This is a genomic window from Streptomyces sp. NPDC000345, assembly GCF_042898825.1.
Taxonomy (GTDB): Bacteria; Actinomycetota; Actinomycetes; order Streptomycetales; family Streptomycetaceae; genus Streptomyces.
Genome location: NZ_JBIAZE010000009.1, coordinates 345819 through 364021, shown reverse-complemented (window position 1 = coordinate 364021; position 18203 = coordinate 345819). Strand labels below are relative to the sequence as shown.

Annotated in this window: 14 protein-coding genes and 1 pseudogene; 5 read left to right on the top strand and 10 right to left on the bottom strand. The window is 72.6% G+C overall.

Annotated features, from left to right (window positions below; genetic code table 11):
* Positions 1 to 140 precede the first annotated feature (140 nt).
* A complete protein-coding gene (locus tag ACFY30_RS23755; protein WP_390659675.1) occupies positions 141 to 1043 on the bottom strand; it encodes a D-alanyl-D-alanine carboxypeptidase family protein in 903 nt (300 codons plus the stop codon).
* A 211-nt stretch (positions 1044 to 1254) separates the two neighbouring features.
* Here ACFY30_RS23755 and ACFY30_RS23750 point away from each other — a divergent pair, with 211 nt between their 5' ends.
* Together ACFY30_RS23750 and ACFY30_RS23745 are read left to right on the top strand one after the other, a co-directional pair.
* The gene (locus ACFY30_RS23750) at positions 1255 to 1938 is read left to right on the top strand and encodes a GntR family transcriptional regulator (protein WP_390847147.1); all 684 of its coding nucleotides are present in this window, start codon (positions 1255 to 1257) and stop codon (positions 1936 to 1938) included.
* A complete protein-coding gene (locus ACFY30_RS23745; RefSeq protein WP_390847146.1) occupies positions 1935 to 3248 on the top strand; it encodes a nitrate/nitrite transporter in 1314 nt (437 codons plus the stop codon). The genes ACFY30_RS23750 and ACFY30_RS23745 overlap by 4 nt, the downstream gene beginning before the upstream one ends.
* Before the next feature lie 96 nt (positions 3249 to 3344).
* On the opposite strand, the gene ACFY30_RS23740 is transcribed toward ACFY30_RS23745, so the two are convergent.
* From ACFY30_RS23740 to ACFY30_RS23725, 4 genes are all read right to left on the bottom strand, one after another.
* Positions 3345 to 4796, bottom strand: a complete 1452-nt coding sequence (locus ACFY30_RS23740) for a dihydrolipoamide acetyltransferase family protein (RefSeq protein ID WP_390847145.1) — start codon at positions 4794 to 4796, stop codon at positions 3345 to 3347.
* Positions 4797 to 4806: 10 nt separating this feature from the next.
* Positions 4807 to 5793 (bottom strand): alpha-ketoacid dehydrogenase subunit beta, encoded by a 987-nt coding sequence (locus ACFY30_RS23735; RefSeq protein WP_390847144.1) that lies wholly within the window; start codon positions 5791 to 5793, stop codon positions 4807 to 4809.
* A gap of 1 nt (position 5794) precedes the next feature.
* The gene (pdhA, locus tag ACFY30_RS23730) at positions 5795 to 6973 is read right to left on the bottom strand and encodes a pyruvate dehydrogenase (acetyl-transferring) E1 component subunit alpha (protein ID WP_390847142.1); all 1179 of its coding nucleotides are present in this window, start codon (positions 6971 to 6973) and stop codon (positions 5795 to 5797) included.
* 768 nt (positions 6974 to 7741) lie between these two features.
* A complete protein-coding gene (locus tag ACFY30_RS23725; protein ID WP_390847141.1) occupies positions 7742 to 9286 on the bottom strand; it encodes a protein kinase in 1545 nt (514 codons plus the stop codon).
* Between the two features lie 428 nt (positions 9287 to 9714).
* Here ACFY30_RS23725 and ACFY30_RS23720 point away from each other — a divergent pair, with 428 nt between their 5' ends.
* Positions 9715 to 11349, top strand: a complete 1635-nt coding sequence (locus ACFY30_RS23720; RefSeq protein WP_390847140.1) for a protein kinase — start codon at positions 9715 to 9717, stop codon at positions 11347 to 11349.
* Positions 11350 to 11424: 75 nt separating this feature from the next.
* Here the strand turns inward: ACFY30_RS23720 and ACFY30_RS23715 are convergent, their stop codons facing one another.
* Positions 11425 to 11970, bottom strand: a complete 546-nt coding sequence (locus tag ACFY30_RS23715; protein WP_390659909.1) for a bacterial proteasome activator family protein — start codon at positions 11968 to 11970, stop codon at positions 11425 to 11427.
* Positions 11971 to 12293: 323 nt separating this feature from the next.
* Here ACFY30_RS23715 and ACFY30_RS23710 point away from each other — a divergent pair, with 323 nt between their 5' ends.
* A complete protein-coding gene (locus ACFY30_RS23710) occupies positions 12294 to 12719 on the top strand; it encodes a hypothetical protein (protein ID WP_390847139.1) in 426 nt (141 codons plus the stop codon).
* A 10-nt stretch (positions 12720 to 12729) separates the two neighbouring features.
* Here ACFY30_RS23710 and ACFY30_RS23705 read toward each other — a convergent pair whose 3' ends face one another.
* Together ACFY30_RS23705 and ACFY30_RS23700 are read right to left on the bottom strand one after the other, a co-directional pair.
* Positions 12730 to 13725 carry an NAD(P)H-quinone oxidoreductase gene (locus ACFY30_RS23705; protein ID WP_390847138.1) on the bottom strand — a complete coding sequence of 332 codons (996 nt, stop codon included), beginning with the start codon at positions 13723 to 13725 and terminating at the stop codon, positions 12730 to 12732.
* Between the two features lie 102 nt (positions 13726 to 13827).
* Positions 13828 to 14469: pseudogene (locus tag ACFY30_RS23700) on the bottom strand (potassium channel family protein); the annotation flags it as partial.
* A 110-nt stretch (positions 14470 to 14579) separates the two neighbouring features.
* Here ACFY30_RS23700 and ACFY30_RS23695 point away from each other — a divergent pair.
* On the top strand, positions 14580 to 15698 hold the full coding sequence (locus ACFY30_RS23695) for a potassium channel family protein (protein ID WP_390847137.1): 1119 nt from the start codon (positions 14580 to 14582) through the stop codon (positions 15696 to 15698).
* Between the two features lie 103 nt (positions 15699 to 15801).
* On the opposite strand, the gene ACFY30_RS23690 is transcribed toward ACFY30_RS23695, so the two are convergent.
* On the bottom strand, positions 15802 to 17238 hold the full coding sequence (locus ACFY30_RS23690) for a molybdopterin molybdotransferase MoeA (protein ID WP_390847136.1): 1437 nt from the start codon (positions 17236 to 17238) through the stop codon (positions 15802 to 15804).
* Positions 17235 to 18161, bottom strand: a complete 927-nt coding sequence (locus ACFY30_RS23685) for an NTP transferase domain-containing protein (RefSeq protein WP_390847179.1) — start codon at positions 18159 to 18161, stop codon at positions 17235 to 17237. The genes ACFY30_RS23690 and ACFY30_RS23685 overlap by 4 nt, the downstream gene beginning before the upstream one ends.
* Positions 18162 to 18203: the final 42 nt, after the last annotated feature.

Here is an 18203-nt window from a genome sequence, read left to right as displayed (position 1 = left end):
GGGGCGGCGGGCGTCCCGGCCCGCCCCGGTTGCCGGCCCCCCTCGCCACCGTCGGCTCGGGGAGTGACGGCGCGCGGGACAGCGGAAGGGGCCCGCCGTGTGGATCACGGGGGCCCCTGCGCGTGGTGCGGTGACGGGCGTCAGCTGATCTTGGCGTAGCCGTAGTTGATCAGCTTCTTCACGTCGGCCGTGCGGCTCGCCGCGTCGGGAGCCGTGAGGACCGTGCCCATGACGGACTCGCCGTTGAGCGTGGCGGCGAAGATGAGGCAGTACTTCGCCTCGGTGCCGGAGCCGGTCTTCACGCCGAGCGTGCCGTTCCAGCCGAGCAGCGTGTTGGTGTTGGTCCAGGTGCCCATGGTCCGGGTGGCGCCGGACGAGGTGATCGTCTTCGCCGTGTACGACTTGGTCTTCACGACGGACTTGAACGTGGAGTTCTTCATCACGCTGCGGGCGAGCTTCGTCAGGTCGCGCGGCGTCGAGTAGTTGGAGCCGTTGCTGAGGCCGTCGAACGAGTCGAAGTGCGTGTTCGTCATGCCGAGGCTCGCGGCCATGTTGTTCATCTTGGCGATGAAGTTCTTGGTGCGGGCCGCGACCGTCGTGCCGGTACCGAACTTGTCGGCGAGGGCCATCGCCGCGTCACAGCCGGACGGCAGCATCATCCCGTACAGCAGCTGACGGACGGTGACCTTGTCACCGACGATCAGGCGGGCCGACGAGGGGTAGCCCTCGGCGACCATGTAGTCGCTGACCGCCTTCTTGATCGTGACCTTGGTGTCCAGGTTGAGGTTCGTCTGCGAGAGCACGACCTTCGCGGTCATGACCTTCGTGGTGGAGGCGGTGAGCCTCTTGGTGTCGGCGGACTTGCTGTAGAGCGTCGTGCCGGTCGTGCTGTTCATCAGGTACGCGCCCTTGGCGGTGAGCGTGGGCGTCGTGACAGCCTGCGCGGGTGCCGCGGTGAGGACTCCTCCGGCGAGCACTGCACTGGCCGTGGCGAGGACGGCGGCGGCTCTGCGAACTCGGATGCCCTTGGTGGCGGTTATCAACTGAAATACCCCGATTACGTCGAATGCCCCTGAAGTGCGGCCGAGTTGGCATGGAGAGAGTTAGTGGGGCCGCACATGTGTGACACGTAAGTAGCACAGATGGTTGTGCACCCGCTGGGACGAATTTCTGATTACCCCGGACGGGGCCGGCACGAGTCCCGCATGCTGGACGATCCCCCCGATGCGCACATGTTGTATCTATCCTGTGGGCATGCCGTCGTCCGCCCCGCCCACCCCCGCCTCGGCCCCCGTCTCCCTCAGGCAACCGCCCGCCGCCGACCGCGTCTACGCCCACGTCAAGCAGGGTGTCCTGGACCGCCGCTACGAGGGCGGCACCCTCCTCACCGAGGGCGAGCTGGCCGAGGCCGTCGGGGTCTCCCGCACCCCGGTGCGCGAGGCGCTGCTCCGCCTCGAGGTGGAGGGCCTGATCAAGCTGTACCCGAAGAAGGGCGCGCTGGTCCTGCCGGTGTCCGCGCAGGAGATCGCGGACGTGGTGGAGACCCGGCTGCTCGTCGAGGAGCATGCGGCGCGCAAGGCCGTCCCCGCGCCGGCCGGCCTGATCGAACGGCTGGAGGAGCTGCTCGCGCGGCAGAAGAAGCAGGCAGCGGCGGGCGACCTGGCGGCGGCCGCGGTCACGGACCGCTGCTTCCACGCGGAGATCGTCCGCGCCGGAGGCAACGAGATCCTCTCCCGGCTCTACGACCAACTCCGCGACCGCCAGCTGCGCATGGGCGTCGCCGTACTGCACTCCCACCCCGACCGCGTCGCCAAGACACTGACGGAGCACGAGGAGATCCTCGAGGCGCTGCGCGCGGGCGACGCGGAGGCGGCCGTGGGACTCGTCCACCGGCACGTCGGCTGGTTCTCCCACCTGGCGCGGGGTGAGGTCCGATGAGCGTCACCCGCACCGGGTCCCACTCCACCCTTCCGGGTGATCCCCCGGGCGGGCGACGCGCGATGGCCGTCTGGGGGATCGGCGTCTCCGTCTACTTCGTCGCCGTCATCTTCCGTACGTCGCTGGGGGTCGCCGGCCTCGACGCGGCCGACCGCTTCCATGTGAACGCCTCGGCCCTGTCGACCTTCTCGATCCTGCAGCTCCTGGTCTACGCGGGCATGCAGATACCCGTCGGCCTGCTGGTGGACCGTCTGGGCACCAAGAAGGTGCTGACGATCGGCGTCGTCCTGTTCACGGCCGGCCAACTGGGCTTCGCCTTCTCCCCCTCGTACGGCATGGCGCTCGCCTCGCGGGCCCTGCTCGGCTGCGGGGACGCGATGACGTTCATCAGCGTGCTGCGCCTGGGCACCCGCTGGTTCCCGGCCCGCCGCGGCCCCCTGGTGGCCCAGCTCGCCGGCCTGGCGGGCATGGCGGGCAACCTGGTCTCCACCCTCGTCCTGGCCCGCCTGCTGCACGGCGTCGGCTGGACGCCGGCCTTCGCGGGCAGCGCGCTGGCGGGTGTGGTGGTGCTCGTCCTCCTCGTCCTCTTCCTGAAGGACCACCCCGAGGGCCACGAGCCCGAGCCCTTCCCGCACCGGGGCGCCGCGTACGTCCGACGCCAGATCGCCGCGTCCTGGCGGGAGCCGGGGACGAGGCTGGGGCTGTGGGTGCACTTCACGACCCAGTTCCCCGCGATGGTGTTCCTCCTGCTGTGGGGCCTGCCGTTCCTCGTGGAGGCCCAGGGTCTGTCCCGGGCGACGGCGGGCGAACTGCTGACGCTGGTCGTCCTGTCCAACATGGTCGTGGGACTGGTCTACGGCCAGGTCGTCGCCCGCCATCACGGCGCGCGGCTCCCGCTGGCGCTGGGCACGGTGGCCGCGACGGCGTTCCTGTGGGCGGTGACACTGGCGTACCCCGCCGACCACGCCCCGATGTGGCTGCTCGTCGTCCTCTGCGTGGTGCTGGGCGCCTGCGGCCCCGCCTCCATGCTCGGCTTCGACTTCGCCCGCCCCGCGAACCCGCCGGAGCGTCAGGGCACGGCCTCCGGCATCACCAACATGGGTGGTTTCGTGGCGTCCATGACAACCCTGTTCGCGATCGGTGTGCTGCTGGACGCGACCGGCGGCGACTACACGATCGCCTTCTCGGCGGTGTTCGTCCTCCAGGCGCTGGGGGTGAGCCAGATCCTGCGCCTGCGCGGGCGGGCGGCCCGGCGGGAACGGGAGCGGCTGGTGGCGAGCCGGGTGGAGACGGTGCACGTCCCGGCGTAGACCGGTTGCGGACCCGGTGTCCGGGGCGTCGGCGCCGTTCGTGCCGGAGCCGTGGGCCCGTTCCGTGCCCACGGCTCCGGCTCACCGACTCGCCGCTCAGGCCCAGGTGATGAGCCGCTTCGGCTGCTCCAGGATCGCCGCCACGTCCGCCAGTACCTTCGAGCCCAGCTCCCCGTCCACCAGCCGGTGGTCGAAGGAGAGCGCCAGGGTCGTCACCTGGCGGGGCTTCACCTTGCCCTTGTGGACCCACGGCTGGAGCCGGATCGCGCCGACCGCGAGGATCGCCGACTCACCCGGGTTGAGGATCGGGGTGCCGGTGTCGACGCCGAAGACCCCGACGTTGGTGATCGTCACCGTGCCGCCCTGCATGGCGGCGGGGGACGTCCTGCCCTCGCGCGCCGTCGCGACCAGCTCGCCCAGGGACTCCGCCAGCTGCGGCAGCGTCTTCGCGTGCGCGTCCTTGATGTTCGGCACCAGGAGGCCGCGCGGGGTCGCCGCCGCGATGCCCAGGTTCACGTAGTGCTTGACCACGATCTCCTGTGCGGCCTCGTCCCAGGAGGCGTTGATCTCCGGGTGGCGCCTGATCGCGACCAGCAGGGCCTTGGCGATCAGCAGCAGCGGGCTGACCCGCAGGCCCTGCATCTCCTTGTCCTGCTTCAGCTCCTCGACGAGCTTCAGCGTGCGGGTCACGTCGACCGTCACGAACTCGGTGACGTGCGGCGCGGTGAACGCCGAGCCGACCATCGCCGCCGCCGTCGCCTTGCGGACCCCCTTGACCGGGACACGGGTCTCGCGTGCCGTGTCGTACGCCGGGACGGGCACCGGTGCGGGCGGGGTGACCGGGGCCGGGGCCTGTGTCACCGGCTCGGCCACGGGCGCCTGGGCCGGGGCCGCCGCCGCGTGCACGTCCTCGCGCGTGATGATGCCGCCCGGCCCGGTCGGGACCACGGTCGTCAGGTCCACGCCGAGGTCCTTGGCCAGCTTGCGCACCGGCGGCTTCGCCAGCGGGCGCTCCTGCACGGCCGGGGCGCCGCCGTGGCCGTTCAGCTCGGGCTGGACGGCCGCGGTCGCGGGTTCCTGGGCCGGGATCGCGACGCCCTTGCGGGGGCGGCGCCGGGTGGAGGAGGCGGCCACGCCGTAGCCGACGAGCACCGGCTGGCGGCCCTCCGGCTTCTTCTCCTCGGCCTCCCGGGCGACGGGGGCCGGGGCGGGCGCCTGCACGGGGGCCGGGGCCTCGGCGGGGGCCGGGGCCTCGCCGGGGGCCGGGGCCTCGGCGGGGGCCGAGCCGCCCGTCACGTCCACCGCGATGATCGGCGTGCCCACGTCCACCGTGGTGCCCTCGGGGAAGTGCAGGTCGCGGACCACACCGTCGTAGGGGATGGGGAGTTCGACGGCGGCCTTGGCCGTCTCGACCTCGCACACCACCTGGCCGTCGGTGACCGTGTCGCCGGGCTGGACGTACCACTTGAGGATCTCGGCCTCGGTGAGTCCCTCGCCGACGTCCGGCATCTTGAACTCGCGTACGGACGCTTGCGTCATCGTCGTCACGACCCTCTCCTCAGTACGCCAGGGCACGGTCGACGGCGTCGAGCACCCGGTCCAGGCCCGGCAGGTACTCCTCCTCCAGGCGGGCCGGCGGGTACGGGGCGTGGTAGCCGCCGACCCTGAGCACCGGGGCCTCCAGGTGGTAGAAGCAGCGCTCGGTGATCCGGGCCGCGATCTCCGCGCCGGAGCCGAAGAACACCGGCGCCTCGTGGACCACGACCAGGCGCCGGGTCTTCTCGACCGACGTCTGGAGGGTGTCGAAGTCCAGGGGGGAGACCGAGCGCAGGTCCAGGACCTCCAGGTTCTTGCCCTCCTCGGCGGCCGCGGCGGCGGCCTCGAGGCAGAGCTTCACCATCGGGCCGTACGCGGCCAGGGTCAGGTCGGTGCCCTCGCGGACCACCTGGGCCTTGTGCAGCGGGCCGGGGATGGCCTCCGTGCTGACCTCGCCCTTGTCCCAGTAGCGCCGCTTGGGCTCGAAGAAGATCACCGGGTCGTCGCTCTGGATGGCCTGCTGCATCATCCAGTAGGCGTCCGAGGCGTTCGACGGCGACACGATCTTCAGGCCCGCCACGTGCGCGAACAGCGCCTCGGGGGACTCGGAGTGGTGTTCGACCGCGCCGATGCCGCCGCCGTAGGGGATGCGGACGACGACCGGCATCTTGACCTTGCCCAGGGAGCGGGCGTGCATCTTGGCGAGCTGGGTGACGATCTGGTCGTAGGCCGGGAAGACGAAGCCGTCGAACTGGATCTCCACCACCGGGCGGTAGCCGCGCAGGGCCAGGCCGATCGCGGTGCCGACGATGCCGGACTCGGCCAGCGGGGTGTCGATGACGCGGCTCTCGCCGAAGTCCTTCTGCAGGCCGTCCGTCACGCGGAAGACGCCGCCGAGCTTGCCGACGTCCTCGCCCATGACGAGGACCTTCGGGTCCGCCTCCAGGGCGCGGCGCAGCGACTCGTTGATCGCCTTGGCCAGGGCCATGTTCTTGAAGGTCTCAGCCATCTCAGTTACCCCCCTCGTCCGCGAACGACGCCTGGTAGGCGGCGAACTGGGCGCGCTCCTCGTCGACGAGCGCGTGCCCGTCCGCGTACACGTTCTCGAAGATGGCGAAGTGGTCCGGGTCCGGCATGGCACGAACCGCTTCGCGCACCCGCCTGCCCAACGCCTCGCTCTCCGTCTCGAGTTCCGCGAAGAATCCCTCGTCCGTGTGGTTCGAGGCCTCGAGGTGCCGGCGCAGGCGCAGGATCGGGTCCTTCGCCTCCCACGCCTCGCGCTCCTCGTCGGCCCGGTACTTCGTCGGGTCGTCGGAGGTGGTGTGGGCGCCCATGCGGTACGTGTACGCCTCGACGAGGGTGGGGCCCTCGCCGTTGCGGGCCCGCTCCAGGGCCCAGCGGGTGACCGCGAGGCAGGCCAGCACGTCGTTGCCGTCGACGCGGACGCCGGGGAAGCCGAAGCCCTGGGCGCGCTGGTAGAGCGGGACGCGGGTCTGCTTCTCGGTCGGCTCGGAGATCGCCCACTGGTTGTTCTGGCAGAAGAACACCACCGGCGCGTTGTACACGGCGGAGAAGGTGAAGGACTCGGCCACGTCGCCCTGGCTGCTCGCGCCGTCGCCGAAGTAGGCGATCACCGCGCTGTCCGCGCCGTCCTTGGCGATGCCCATCGCGTACCCGGTCGCGTGCAGTGTCTGGGAGCCGATGACGATCGTGTAGAGGTGGAAGTTGTTGCCGTTGGGGTCCCAGCCGCCGTTGTTCACCCCGCGGAACATGCCGAGCAGGTTGGTCGGATCGACCCCGCGGCACCAGGCCACGCCGTGCTCGCGGTAGGTCGGGAAGACGTAGTCGTCGTCGCGCAGCGCCCGGCCGGAGCCGATCTGGGCGGCCTCCTGGCCGAGCAGCGACGCCCACAGGCCCAGCTCGCCCTGGCGCTGCAGGGAGGTGGCCTCGGCGTCGAAGCGACGGGTGAGCACCATGTCGCGGTACAGGCCGCGGAGCTCTTCGGGGGTGACGCCCGCGACGTACTTGTCGTACTCCGCGTTCTTGACGCGCTCGCCCTCGGGTGTCAGCAGTTGTACGAGCTGGGGCTCGGCGCTCGGCGCGTTCCTTGTGGTCGTGCGCTTGCCGGCCGTGCTCTTGGTTCCGGCGCTGCGTCGCGGCTTGCGCGCGGCAGTGCTCTCCACGGTCACGTGTGCTCCTCCGTCGGTCCGGCTACCCGGGTTCGCCGGGGGCCTGGGGGTCCCCCCAGCTCCGTTCAGGAGCCTGGGGGAGCGGCTCACCTGCGCCCCCACGGACGCACAGGGTGGGTGCGGCCGTGTCGGGCACGGGCGTGACAGGTGCCCCGGCGAGCGCCCTGCAACAGGCACGTTACCCAGTGCTCCACATTTCTGTGAAACCCCTCCTGACCTGCGTTTTTGCTTGGGTTTCCAAGTAAATCGCGAAATCGGGAACCTTGCCTGGTCACAGCCTTGCAGGGGGCCGGAACAACGGCACGTTATCTCGGTGAGCCAGGTCACGGGAAGAGTCCACTTGGGGAGCGTCGGCCGGAAGGGCCGCCGGGGATTCCGGCCGGGCCTTCCGCGGGCCCTGGCGTCCGGCCCGTGGGCGGGGGCCTGCTGGGGGTGGTGCACGCCGGCCTGGAGCGCGTGACGGCGGCGCACGGGAACGACCTGCTCCCCCAGCGCGCGGATCACGCGCCCCCGCGCGGCCGTCGGCGCCGGCGGTCGCGCCGGGTCGGGTCGGGTCGGGTGGGAGCGCCTCGACGGCTTCCGGATGCCGCGCCGGCACTGCGGGCGCGGCGGCACCCGCACGGACTCCCTGTTCCCGGCGGCCTCTGCGCCCGCCGTGCGGTGGACCCGTGCGTACGACGCGGTGTGCGGCGCGTTCGCGGACCGGCGGCGTCTCACGGCCTGCGGCGCCTCACGCTTGACGGTTGTCCACCAAGGCCCGGACAGGGGTCAGTTGCCGCCGAGGCCCGCGCCCAGGCTGGTGCTGCCCTGGTCCGTACCACCGTTCGCGGAACCGTCGGTCGTGCCCGCGCTGGTGCCGCCGTCCGCCCCCGGGTCGCTCGTCGTCGGGTCGGTCGGCTCCTCGGAGGTCCCCGGGTCCGTCTCCGTGTCGGTCGGCTCGCTGGTGGCCGTCTCGGACGGCGTGTACGACGGGGTGTCCGAGGGCGTGTACTGCGGGGTGTCGTACGAGCCGGAGCCCGACCCGGTGCTGTCGTCCGAGGTGTCGTCCGTGGACTCCTCGGTCGACTCGTCGGTCGGCGCGGCGCTGGACTCCTCGTCGGTCGCGGACTGCGTGGCGCTCGGCGACTTCGTGGTGCCGGGGTCGCCGGTACCCGTGTCCTTGTTCTGCAGCGCGAGCGCGACACCCGCCGCGATGGCGATCACCGCGAGGACGGCCAGGACCCACAGCTTGCCGCGGCCGCTGCCCCTGTTGCCGTGGCCCTCGAAGCCGCCGTCGTCGCCGCCGCCGTAGCCCGTGGGCAGGATCGGCTGCGGGATCTGCGAGGTGCTGGAGCCGTCGTGGTGCGGCAGGACCGTGGTGCTCGCGAAGCCGCTGGAGGGCGTACGGCCGTCGGCCACGGTGACCGGCCCGGTGTTCCAGGTGCCGGTGTGGCCGCCCTGGTCGTACAGCATCTGCAGCGCGTACTGGACGAGTCCGCGCATCTCCTCGGCCGTCTGGAACCGGTCGTCCGGCTCCTTGGCGAGGGACCGCATGACGAGGCCGTCGAGTTCCGGCGGGCAGGTCCCCTCGGACGTCTGCGACGGCGGCATCGGGATGTCCTGGACGTGCTGGTAGACCACCGACAGCGGGGTCTCTCCGGTGAACGGCGGGCGCAGCGCCAGGAGTTCGTACAGCAGGCAGCCCGTGGCGTACAGGTCGGAACGGTGGTCGACGGCCTTGCCGAGCGCCTGCTCCGGGGAGAGGTACTGCGGGGTGCCCATGACCATGCCGGTCTGCGTCATCGTCGTGGACGCGCCGTGCAGGGCGCGGGCGATGCCGAAGTCCATCACCTTGACGGCGCCGTTGTGCGTGATGATCACGTTCGCCGGCTTGATGTCGCGGTGCACGATGCCGTGCTGGTGCGAGTAGGCGAGCGCCTCCAGCACCCCGGAGACGATGATCAGGGCCTGCTCGGGGCCGGGCGCCTCGGCGGTGAGGAGAAGGTCGCGGATGGTGCGGCCCTCGACGATCTCCATCACGATGTACGGCACGCTCTGGCCGCCCACGAAGTCCTCGCCGGAGTCGTACACGGCGACGATCGCGTGGTGGTTGAGACCGGCCACCGACTGGGCCTCGCGCGTGAAGCGGGCCTTGGACACCGGGTCCTCGGCGAGATCGGCGCGCAGCAGTTTGACCGCGACGGTGCGGCCGAGACGCACGTCCTCGGCCGCGAACACCTCGGCCATACCGCCCCGCCCGAGTCTCCGGGTCAGCCGGTACCGGCCGTCGCCGACCAGCCCGCCGTTGCCCCAGTTCTCCGGCGCGTCTGACATACCGCCGCCAGTCGCCTCGGGGTCGGACGGGCCCTGAGCGCGCTGCTGTGCCATCAGTCCTCGCCGTCGTTTCTGCCCGCGGTGCGCGCGGTGTTGTTACGGTCTCCGTCGGCCACGCTACAGCCTCCGCGCAAGCCTCCGGTCCCGGATGAGCCCCTGACGAGCTCCGCCGCCGGTCCGAGACGGACCGGTCATGAAACCTGTACAACCTGCCGGCGTGCAAATCCTGTGTACCGGCCGCGAGCCACCTGTAACGCTTCCGCGACGCTTGTTTCTCGTAGGGTCACGGAACGGGCACCGAGCTTGACGTGTCAGGGCCCTGCGGCAGACTTGGCCGGGAATAGCACTTTCGATCAACGGCAGTCAACGGCAGCGACGACGGTCAGCGGCAGACAACGGCGCCTGAAGGCCTACGGGGGACGGGGAACATGAGCCAGGACGGCGCACAGGGCGGGCACGCGGGGCGGGCGCTCGCCGGCGGCCGCTATCAGCTGCGCGACTTGCTCGGCCAGGGCGGCATGGCCTCGGTGCATCTCGCCTACGACTCGGTGCTCGACCGCCAGGTCGCGATCAAGACGCTGCACACCGAACTGGGCCGTGAACAGGCCTTCCGCGAGCGCTTCCGCCGCGAGGCCCAGGCAGTGGCCAAGCTCACGCACACCAACATCGTCTCGGTCTTCGACACCGGTGAGGACGAGGTGGGCGGCCTGACGACGCCGTACATCGTCATGGAGTACGTGGAAGGCCGCCCGCTCGGCTCGGTGCTCGACGAGGACGTACGGCAGCAGGGCGCGATGCCCGCCGACAAGGCGCTGAAGATCACCGCGGACGTGCTGGCCGCGCTGGAGATCAGCCACGAGATGGGCCTGGTCCACCGCGACATCAAGCCCGGCAACGTGATGATGACCAAGCGCGGGGTCGTCAAGGTGATGGACTTCGGCATCGCGCGCGCGATGCAGTCCGGCGTCACCTCGATGACGCAGACCGGCATGGTCGTCGGCACCCCGCAGTACCTCTCGCCCGAGCAGGCGCTGGGCCGTGGCGTGGACGCCCGCTCCGACCTGTACTCGGTCGGCATCATGCTGTTCCAACTGGTCACCGGCCGGCTGCCGTTCGACGCGGACTCGCCGCTGGCGATCGCGTACGCGCATGTGCAGGAGGAGCCGGTGGCGCCCTCCTCGATCAACCGGTCGCTGCCGCCGGCCCTGGACGCGCTGGTCGCCCGCGCGCTGAAGAAGAACCCGAACGAGCGTTTCCCGACCGCCGTCGCCATGCGCGACGAGTGCCTGCGCGTCGCCGCCTCCTTCCAGGCGGCTCCGCCGAGCATCGTCCCGGGCACCCCCGCGCAGAGCGGCGCGGGCGTCGGCTCCGCCGTCTTCCCGCCGATCGGCCAGAACACCCCCCAGCCGCCCCTGGGCAACGTCCAGACCCCGTACCAGCCGGCCCCGGCCCACAACCCGTACGGCACCCCGGCGCCGGCCCCGTCGTACGGCTACCCGCAGCAGGGCGGTTACCAGACGCCGGCCCCGGCCTACGGTCACCAGCAGGGCCCGCCCACGCCTCCGGCGTACAACCTCTCCCCCCAGTCCCCGGCCCCGGGGTCCCCGGGCGGGGCCAAGGGCAACAGGACGGTGGTCATCGGTTCCGCCGTGGTCGCGGTGGTGGCGGTGGGCTCGCTGCTCCTGAGCCTCGCGTTCAACGGCGACGACGACACCGGCGGCGGTGGCGGCGGCTCCAGCCCCTCCGCGTCGACGACGAAGGCGGCGGGCTACCGCGGTCCGGACACGTCCAAGACCATCGAGTCGACGGAGTGCTCCGAGCCGGAGGAGTCGTACAACGACCCCGACAAGATCCGGGTGCCGGACTTCAAGTTCAAGTACCTCCAGTCGGTCAAGTCCTGTTTCCAGGCGGCCGGCTGGAAGATGAAGATCAAGTACGTGGACGAGAACACCTACGGCGACGGCGCGGTCATGGACCAGTTCCCGTCCGCCGGGACGGACGTCGACCCGGAGGACATGCCGGAGATCGAGCTGAGCGTGTCGACGGGCAACCCGGCGTCCTGAGGACAGGCAAGAAAAGAAGGGCCCGGCTTCCCGCCGGGCCCTTGAGTCGTCTACGGCTGTGAGAACACGCTGTGCCTACAGGTACGGCCCGCCCGAACGGCCGCCGGCACGCGGGTCGTCGACGCCCTCGTGGACCACGCCCGGAGGCAGTGCGCGGCGCATCTGCTCCAACTGCGCGCGGGCGGCCATCTGCTGGGCGAAGAGGGTGGTCTGGATGCCGTGGAAGAGGCCCTCCAGCCAGCCCACCAGCTGAGCCTGCGCGATGCGCAGTTCGGCGTCGCTCGGGGTGGAGTCCTCGTTGAACGGCAGGGAGAGCCGCTCCAGCTCCTCGACGAGCTCCGGCGCCAGGCCGTCCTCCAGCTCCTTCACCGAGCTGGCGTGGATCTCCTTCAGCCGGGCCCGGCTCGCCTCGTCCAGGGGAGCCGCACGCACCTCCTCCAGCAGCTGCTTGATCATGCTGCCGATCCGCATGACCTTCGCCGGCTGCTCGACCTGCTCCGTCACCGGGATCTCACGGGAGTCCTCGTCGGCGTCGACGCCGCCCAGCGCCATGCCGTCCTGGCCCACGACCAGGATCTTCTGGGCGGTCTCCGGCGACCTTTCGTTCCTCGGCATCTCCATGCCGCCATTCTCTCGCACGCCACCACCTCGTCATCGTGGTGCCCCCCTCGGGGAGTGATCCACCGTTTCCGTCCGGTGTCCCGGCCGGCACACGTTCGGCCCCGTCCGGAATGCGGGCCGATCACCGGAAGGTGAGGCTGGTGGCCTCATTCCTTGGCGACTGACACCGGGAGGGGGTCACGGGCGTGACTCCATGGCGGCGGGGGTTGTGTGCGGTGGGGGTGGGAGCGGCTGTCCTGCTGGCCGGGGGCGCGCCGGCGTACGGGGGTGTTTCGACGTACGGGAGCGTATCGACGTACGGAGGCGTATCGGCGTACGGGAGCGTGTCGACGTACGCCGCCGACCCGGTGGCCGCCCGCCCGTCGCCCTCCTCCACCGGGCCCGACCGGGCCGGGAGCCGGGCCGGTGAGGGGCGGGCGCGGCCGGGACGGCCGGACGTGGCGGAGGACGAGGAGACGGAGCAGGAGGAGACGGAGCAGGAGACAGGGGAGGACGGGACGGCGCAGGACGAGGCGCAGGACTCGGGCGCCTCCGCCGGAGCCGACCCCGAAGCCGTGCCGGAGTCGCCCGACGAGGCCGCCGCCGCGCCGGTGGACTCCGCGGCGCCGCGGGAGGGCGTGGGACGGGCCGCCGCGCGAGGGGAGCGGGCCGGACCCGTGCTGCGGATCCTGCCGCTGGGCAGCGGGCTCGTCCTCATCGGCCTCGGCCTCGCCCTCGCCCTCGCCGCCCTGCGGCTGCGGCGGCCCTGACGCGGGTCCCCTACGCCCCCGGCGACGACGGCGTCACCAGCAGCACCTTGCCGACGTGGCCGCTGTCCTCGACGACCCGGTGCGCCGCGGCCGCGTCGCTCATCGGGACCTCGCGGTCGACGACCGGACGGACATGACCGGCCGCGATCAGGGGCCAGACGTGTTCCCGCACGGCGGCGACGATGGCCGCCTTCTCGCCCGGCGGACGGGCTCGCAGCGAGGTCGCGCTGATGGCCGCGCGCTTGGCCAGGAGGGCGCCGATGTTCAGCTCGCCCTTGGCGCCGCCCTGCATGCCGATGATCGCGAGCCGTCCGTTGACGGCCAGGCCGCGGATGTTGCGGTCCAGGTACTTCGCGCCCATGTTGTCGAGGATGACGTCGGCACCGGCGCCACCGGTGGCCGCCTTCAGCTCGTCGACGAAGTCCTGCTCGCGGTAGTTGATCAGGATGTCCGCGCCCAGCTCCGCGCAGTGGTCCAGCTTCTCCTTCGTACCGGCGGTGACCGCGACCTTCGCGCCGACCGCCTTGGCGAGCTGGATCGCCATGGTGCCGATGCCGCTGGAGCCGCCGTGCACGAGCAGGGTCTCGCCGGGGCGCAGGTGGGCGACCATGAAGACGTTCGACCAGACCGTGCAGGTCACCTCGGGGAGCGCGGCGGCCTGCCGGAGGCCGACGCCCTCGGGGACGGACAGCAGCTGGCCGGCCGGCACGACGGCCTTCTCGGCGTAGCCACCGCCCGAGAGCAGCCCGCACACCTCGTCGCCGACGGTCCAGCCGGAGACCCCCGGGCCGAGCGCGGCGACCCGCCCCGAGCACTCCAGGCCGGGGTGGGGGGAGGCGCCGGGCGGCGGGTCGTAGAAGCCCTGCCGCTGCAGGATGTCGGCGCGGTTGACGGCGCTGGCCACCACCTCGACCAGGACCTCGCCCTCGCCGGGTACGGGATCGGGGACCTCGTCCCACACCAGCGCCTCGGGACCACCAGGTTCGGGAATCGTGATCGCATGCATGGGAGGGACGCTACTCCTCGGCCCCGGCCGGGGCTCCTCCGGGAAATCCGGGTAGGACGAGCGATCCGGGGGACGGCCTCGCCGACACCCCCGGCACCCCGCCTAGTCGACGCGGACGATCGTGATCAGCCGGTCCGTCAGTTGCAGGGCGCCGATGGCCGGATCGTCGTAGGCGAGGACCCGGTGCCCGCGGACGACGCTGACCACCAGGTCGGCCGTCTCGCGGGGGCCGCGGCCCGCCTCCGCCTTGGTGACGGTCCGTTCGACGAGGTCCAGCCCGCTGCCCTGCTGTATCAGGTCCTCCATGACCAGACCGGCCGAGGGGCTGAGCACCGACAGTCCCAGCAGCCGGCCGGCCGCTCCGGCACTGGTGATGACCTCGTCGGCGCCGGACTGCTTGAGCAGCGGCGCGTTCTCCTCCTCCCGCACCGCGGCCACGATCTTCGCGGCCGGGTTGAGCTGGCGGGCCGTCAGCGCCACGAGAACGGCCGTGTCGTCGCGCTGGGTCGCGATGATGATCCGCCCCGCCCGCTGCACCTCGGCCTGCCGCAGCACCTCGCTGCGGGTGGCGTCCCCGACCACGCCCTCGTAGCCCTCGGCGGTCGCCGCGTCGATCACCTTCGCGCCGGGGTCGATCACCACGACCTGGTCCTTGCGCAGCCCCGACGCACAGGCCGTCCGGATCGCGGACCGTCCCTTCGTACCGAATCCGACGACGACAATGTGGTCGCGCAAAGGGGACCTCCGGAACGGGAACGGATGCGGACTCATGGACCGTGTTGCTTCCTGACGGGCACCGGCCCGCCGGGAACCATGGTGCCCGTCGATCGGATCACGGCCACAGGGGGCGCACGATGAAGGACCAGGAACGACAGAGCGCCGGCCCGATGCGGCTCTCCCTCTTCAGGTCCCTGTGGTACCGCTCCCGGACGGAGGCGCGCGACGACGCCGAGGCGGGGCGTTCCATCACGATGCCGGTGAACGTGGGCGCGCCGCCGCTCCTGCAGGTGCTGCGCCGCCTCGCCCTCGCCCTGATGGTGTTGGCCCTGACCACGCTGATCGTCTACGCCGACCACGAGGGCTACCACGACAACTCCGACGGCTCCGTCGACTTCCTCGACGCCGCCTACTACGCCACGGTCACCCTCTCCACGACCGGCTACGGCGACATCACCCCGGTCAGCGACACCGCGCGGCTGGTCAACATCCTCGTCATCACCCCGCTGCGCGTGGTGTTCCTGATCATCCTGGTCGGCACCACCCTGGAGGTGCTCACCGAGCGCACCCGGCAGCAGGTCCGCATCCATCGCTGGCGGATGCGCACGCGCGACCACGTCGTGGTCGTCGGGTACGGCACGAAGGGCCGGCACGCGGTGAAGACGCTCGTCGGGCAGGGCATCGCCCGGGACCGGATCGTGATCGTGGACGCCCAGCACAAGGCCGCCGAAGCGGCCGGTGACGACGGGCTGGTGGCGGTCACCGGGGACGCCACCCGCAGCGAGGTGCTGCGGCGGGCCGAGGTCCAGCGCGCCTCCCGGGTGATCGTGGCCCCGCAGCGGGACGACACGGCCGCCCTGGTCACCCTGACGGCCCGGCAGCTGAACCGGCGCGCCACCATCGTCGTGGCCGCCCGGGAGGACGAGAACGTGCCGCTGCTCCGCCAGTCCGGGGCGGACACCGTGGTCACCAGCTCCTCCTCCGCGGGCCGGCTGCTCGGCGTCTCGATGGTCAGCCCGACCGTGGCGAAGACCCTGGAGGACCTGATGACCCTCGGCAGCGGGCTGGACATCGTCGAACGCCCGGTCACCGAGGGGGAGACGGGGCAGCCGCCCCGCAGCTCGGCGGACCTGGTCGTGGCGGTCGTCCGGGGCAGGGAACTGATCGACTACGCCGACCCCCGGCTCACACAGCTGCGGCAGGGGGACCGCGTGATCACGGTCCGCCGCGCCGTCCCGGCACCCGAACAGGCGTGAGGCGCCGCCCTTCGTGGCGCGTTCGGGGGGTCCGTCAGGGCGGTCCTTCCAGGTCGGACCGATCAGGCACGGTCCTTCCGCGGACGCCGCACCTGACGATGTTTCACGTGAAACACGCGGCGACCCCGGCCGTCGCCCACGGCAGGTCGAGGAGTTCCGTCTCCTGGCCCGGCCGGACACCACCCGGCGGTACGACGGCCAGGGCGTCGGCCGCCGCGATGCCCCGCAGCATGGCCGGACCGTTGTAGCGCAGCGGCACGGCATGGTCGCCCCGCAGCACCACCGGGACGAGCCGGGTGTCGTACGGATGCCCGTGGGCCTCGTCCCGCAAGGGCAGCGTGTACGGCTCCGGCGCCGGGCGGGCGGCCAGGGTGGCCAGCAGCGGGCCGGCCAGCGTGAGCAGCCCGGAGACGGCCGCGAGGGGGTTGCCGGGCAGGCCGACGAGGTGCTGGTCGTCCCTGACGCGGGCCAGCAGCATCGGGTGGCCGGGACGCACCTGGACGCCGTCGACGAGGAGTTCGGCCCCGACGCGGCGCAGGACGGGATGGACGTGGTCGACCGGGCCGGAGGCGGTGCCACCGGTGGTGACGATCAGGTCGGCGGCGGACGACGTGACGGCCCGGTGCAGGGCCTCCGCGTCGTCGCCGAGCCGGCGCACGGCCGTGACCTCGGCGCCCAGGGCCCGCAGCCAGGACGGCAGCATCGGGCCGAGCGCGTCCCGGATGAGACCGTCGTGCGGGCGGCCCTCGGTGAGCAGTTCGTCGCCCAGGACGAGCACCTCGACCCGGGGACGGGGTACGGCGGCCAGCGTGTCGTACCCGGCGGCCGCCGCGAGGCCGAGCACGGCCGGGGTCACCACCGCGCCGGCGGGCAGCAACTGATCGCCGCTGCGGCACTCCTGGCCCCGCGGGCGGATGTCCTGTCCGTGGCTCAGGTCCCGGAGGGGGTGCAGCCGGCCCTGGGCGTCGGTGCGGCCGTGCTCGCTGCGCAGGACCGCGGTGGTGTCCGGGGGGATCCGGGCGCCGGTGGCGATACGGGCTGCCTCGCCGTCGGCGAGGGGTGCGGGCGCGGCGCTCCCGGCGAGCACGCCCTCGTCCCGGACCAGCCAGGGGCCGGGGCCCGCGACCGCGAACCCGTCCATGGCGGAGGTGTCGAAGGAGGGCAGGTCGGTGAGGGCCGTCAGGGGGGCGGCGAGGACGAGTCCGAGGGCGTCGCCGAGGGTCACGGAGACGGGGGCGCGGCGGGCGGCGTGGAAGCGGGCGGCCCGGGCGGCGACGGTCCGGGCCTCGGGCCAGGCGGTGGCCCGATGGCGGCCGGCCGCGGGGGACGCCCCGTGACCGGGGTCCGGAGCAGGGGTGCCGGGGGCGGGGCGGGTGCCCCCGCCTTCGGCCCGCGCGGCCCCCGGCCCGGGTCCGGGGTCACCGGCCGGGCGGGCGGGGCCCTTGCCGTCGTTCACGAGGGCGAGCACCTCCTCGACGTCGAGGTCCTCCGCATCGAGGCCCTCCCTGTCCCGGCCCTCCCGGATGCCGCGGCGGGTCATCCGGCGTCCGGTCCCTTGTCGCCGGGCCCGGCGGTGCCGGAGCCCTCCTGCTCCGCCTCCTCCGCCCAGCGCAGGGCCAGGGCGGCGGCCTTGCGGGCCGCCTCGGCGACGGCCTCGGGGCCTCCCCGGGCCTGTGCGGCGGCGTAGCCGACCAGGAAGGTGGTCAGCGGCGCCGCGGGCCGGGCCACCCCGTGGGCGGCGTCCCGGGCGAGGTCGAGCAGCACGCCGGTGTCGACGTCGAGGTCGACGCCGAGTTCGTCCTTGACTGCGGAAATCCATTCGTCCAACACGTGGTCATGCTCCCTGATGCGTGTCCTGGCGGTGGCGATGTCGTCCCAGGTGTCGCAGTCGAAGGACGCGACGGGGTCGGGGACGCGAGTGAGGTCGAGCCCGGCGGTCAGCCGGCGCAGGGGCAGCCCCGTCAGGCCGCCGTGGGCCGTGGTCAGCAGCGCCAGCTCCCGGCGCAGGGCGGCCGTGCGGTAGGCGGCGACGAGCGGCTGGTCACGGCCGTCGCCGTCGGTGAGCAGCGCGCCCTCGGCCGCGCCGGCGCGCAGGGCGTCCAGCAGCCGCCGTACGGTGCCGGCCGCGAGGAAGGGCAGGTCGGCGGAGAGGACGAGGACGTCGTCGGCCGTGGTGCTGCCCAGACCGGCGTCCAGCGCGGCCACGGGGCCCGCGCCCGGTGGGTCCTCGCGCTCCCAGCGCACCGGCCGGGAGGTGGGCCGGGGGTCGGCGACCACGACGGTGGTGCGGGCGTCGGCGCAGGCGGCGAGCACCCGGTCGAGCAGCGCCCGCCCGCCCACGCGCACGGCGGGCTTGTCGGCGCCGCCGAGGCGCCGGGCGCCGCCGCCGGCGAGCACGACGGCGTCGTACGGGGCGGTGGCCCGCCCCGCCGGACGGCCGGCCGGGGTGCCGGAGAGCTCGATCGAGGTCACCCCCTGAGTATGCGGGCCTCCTCGATCACAGGG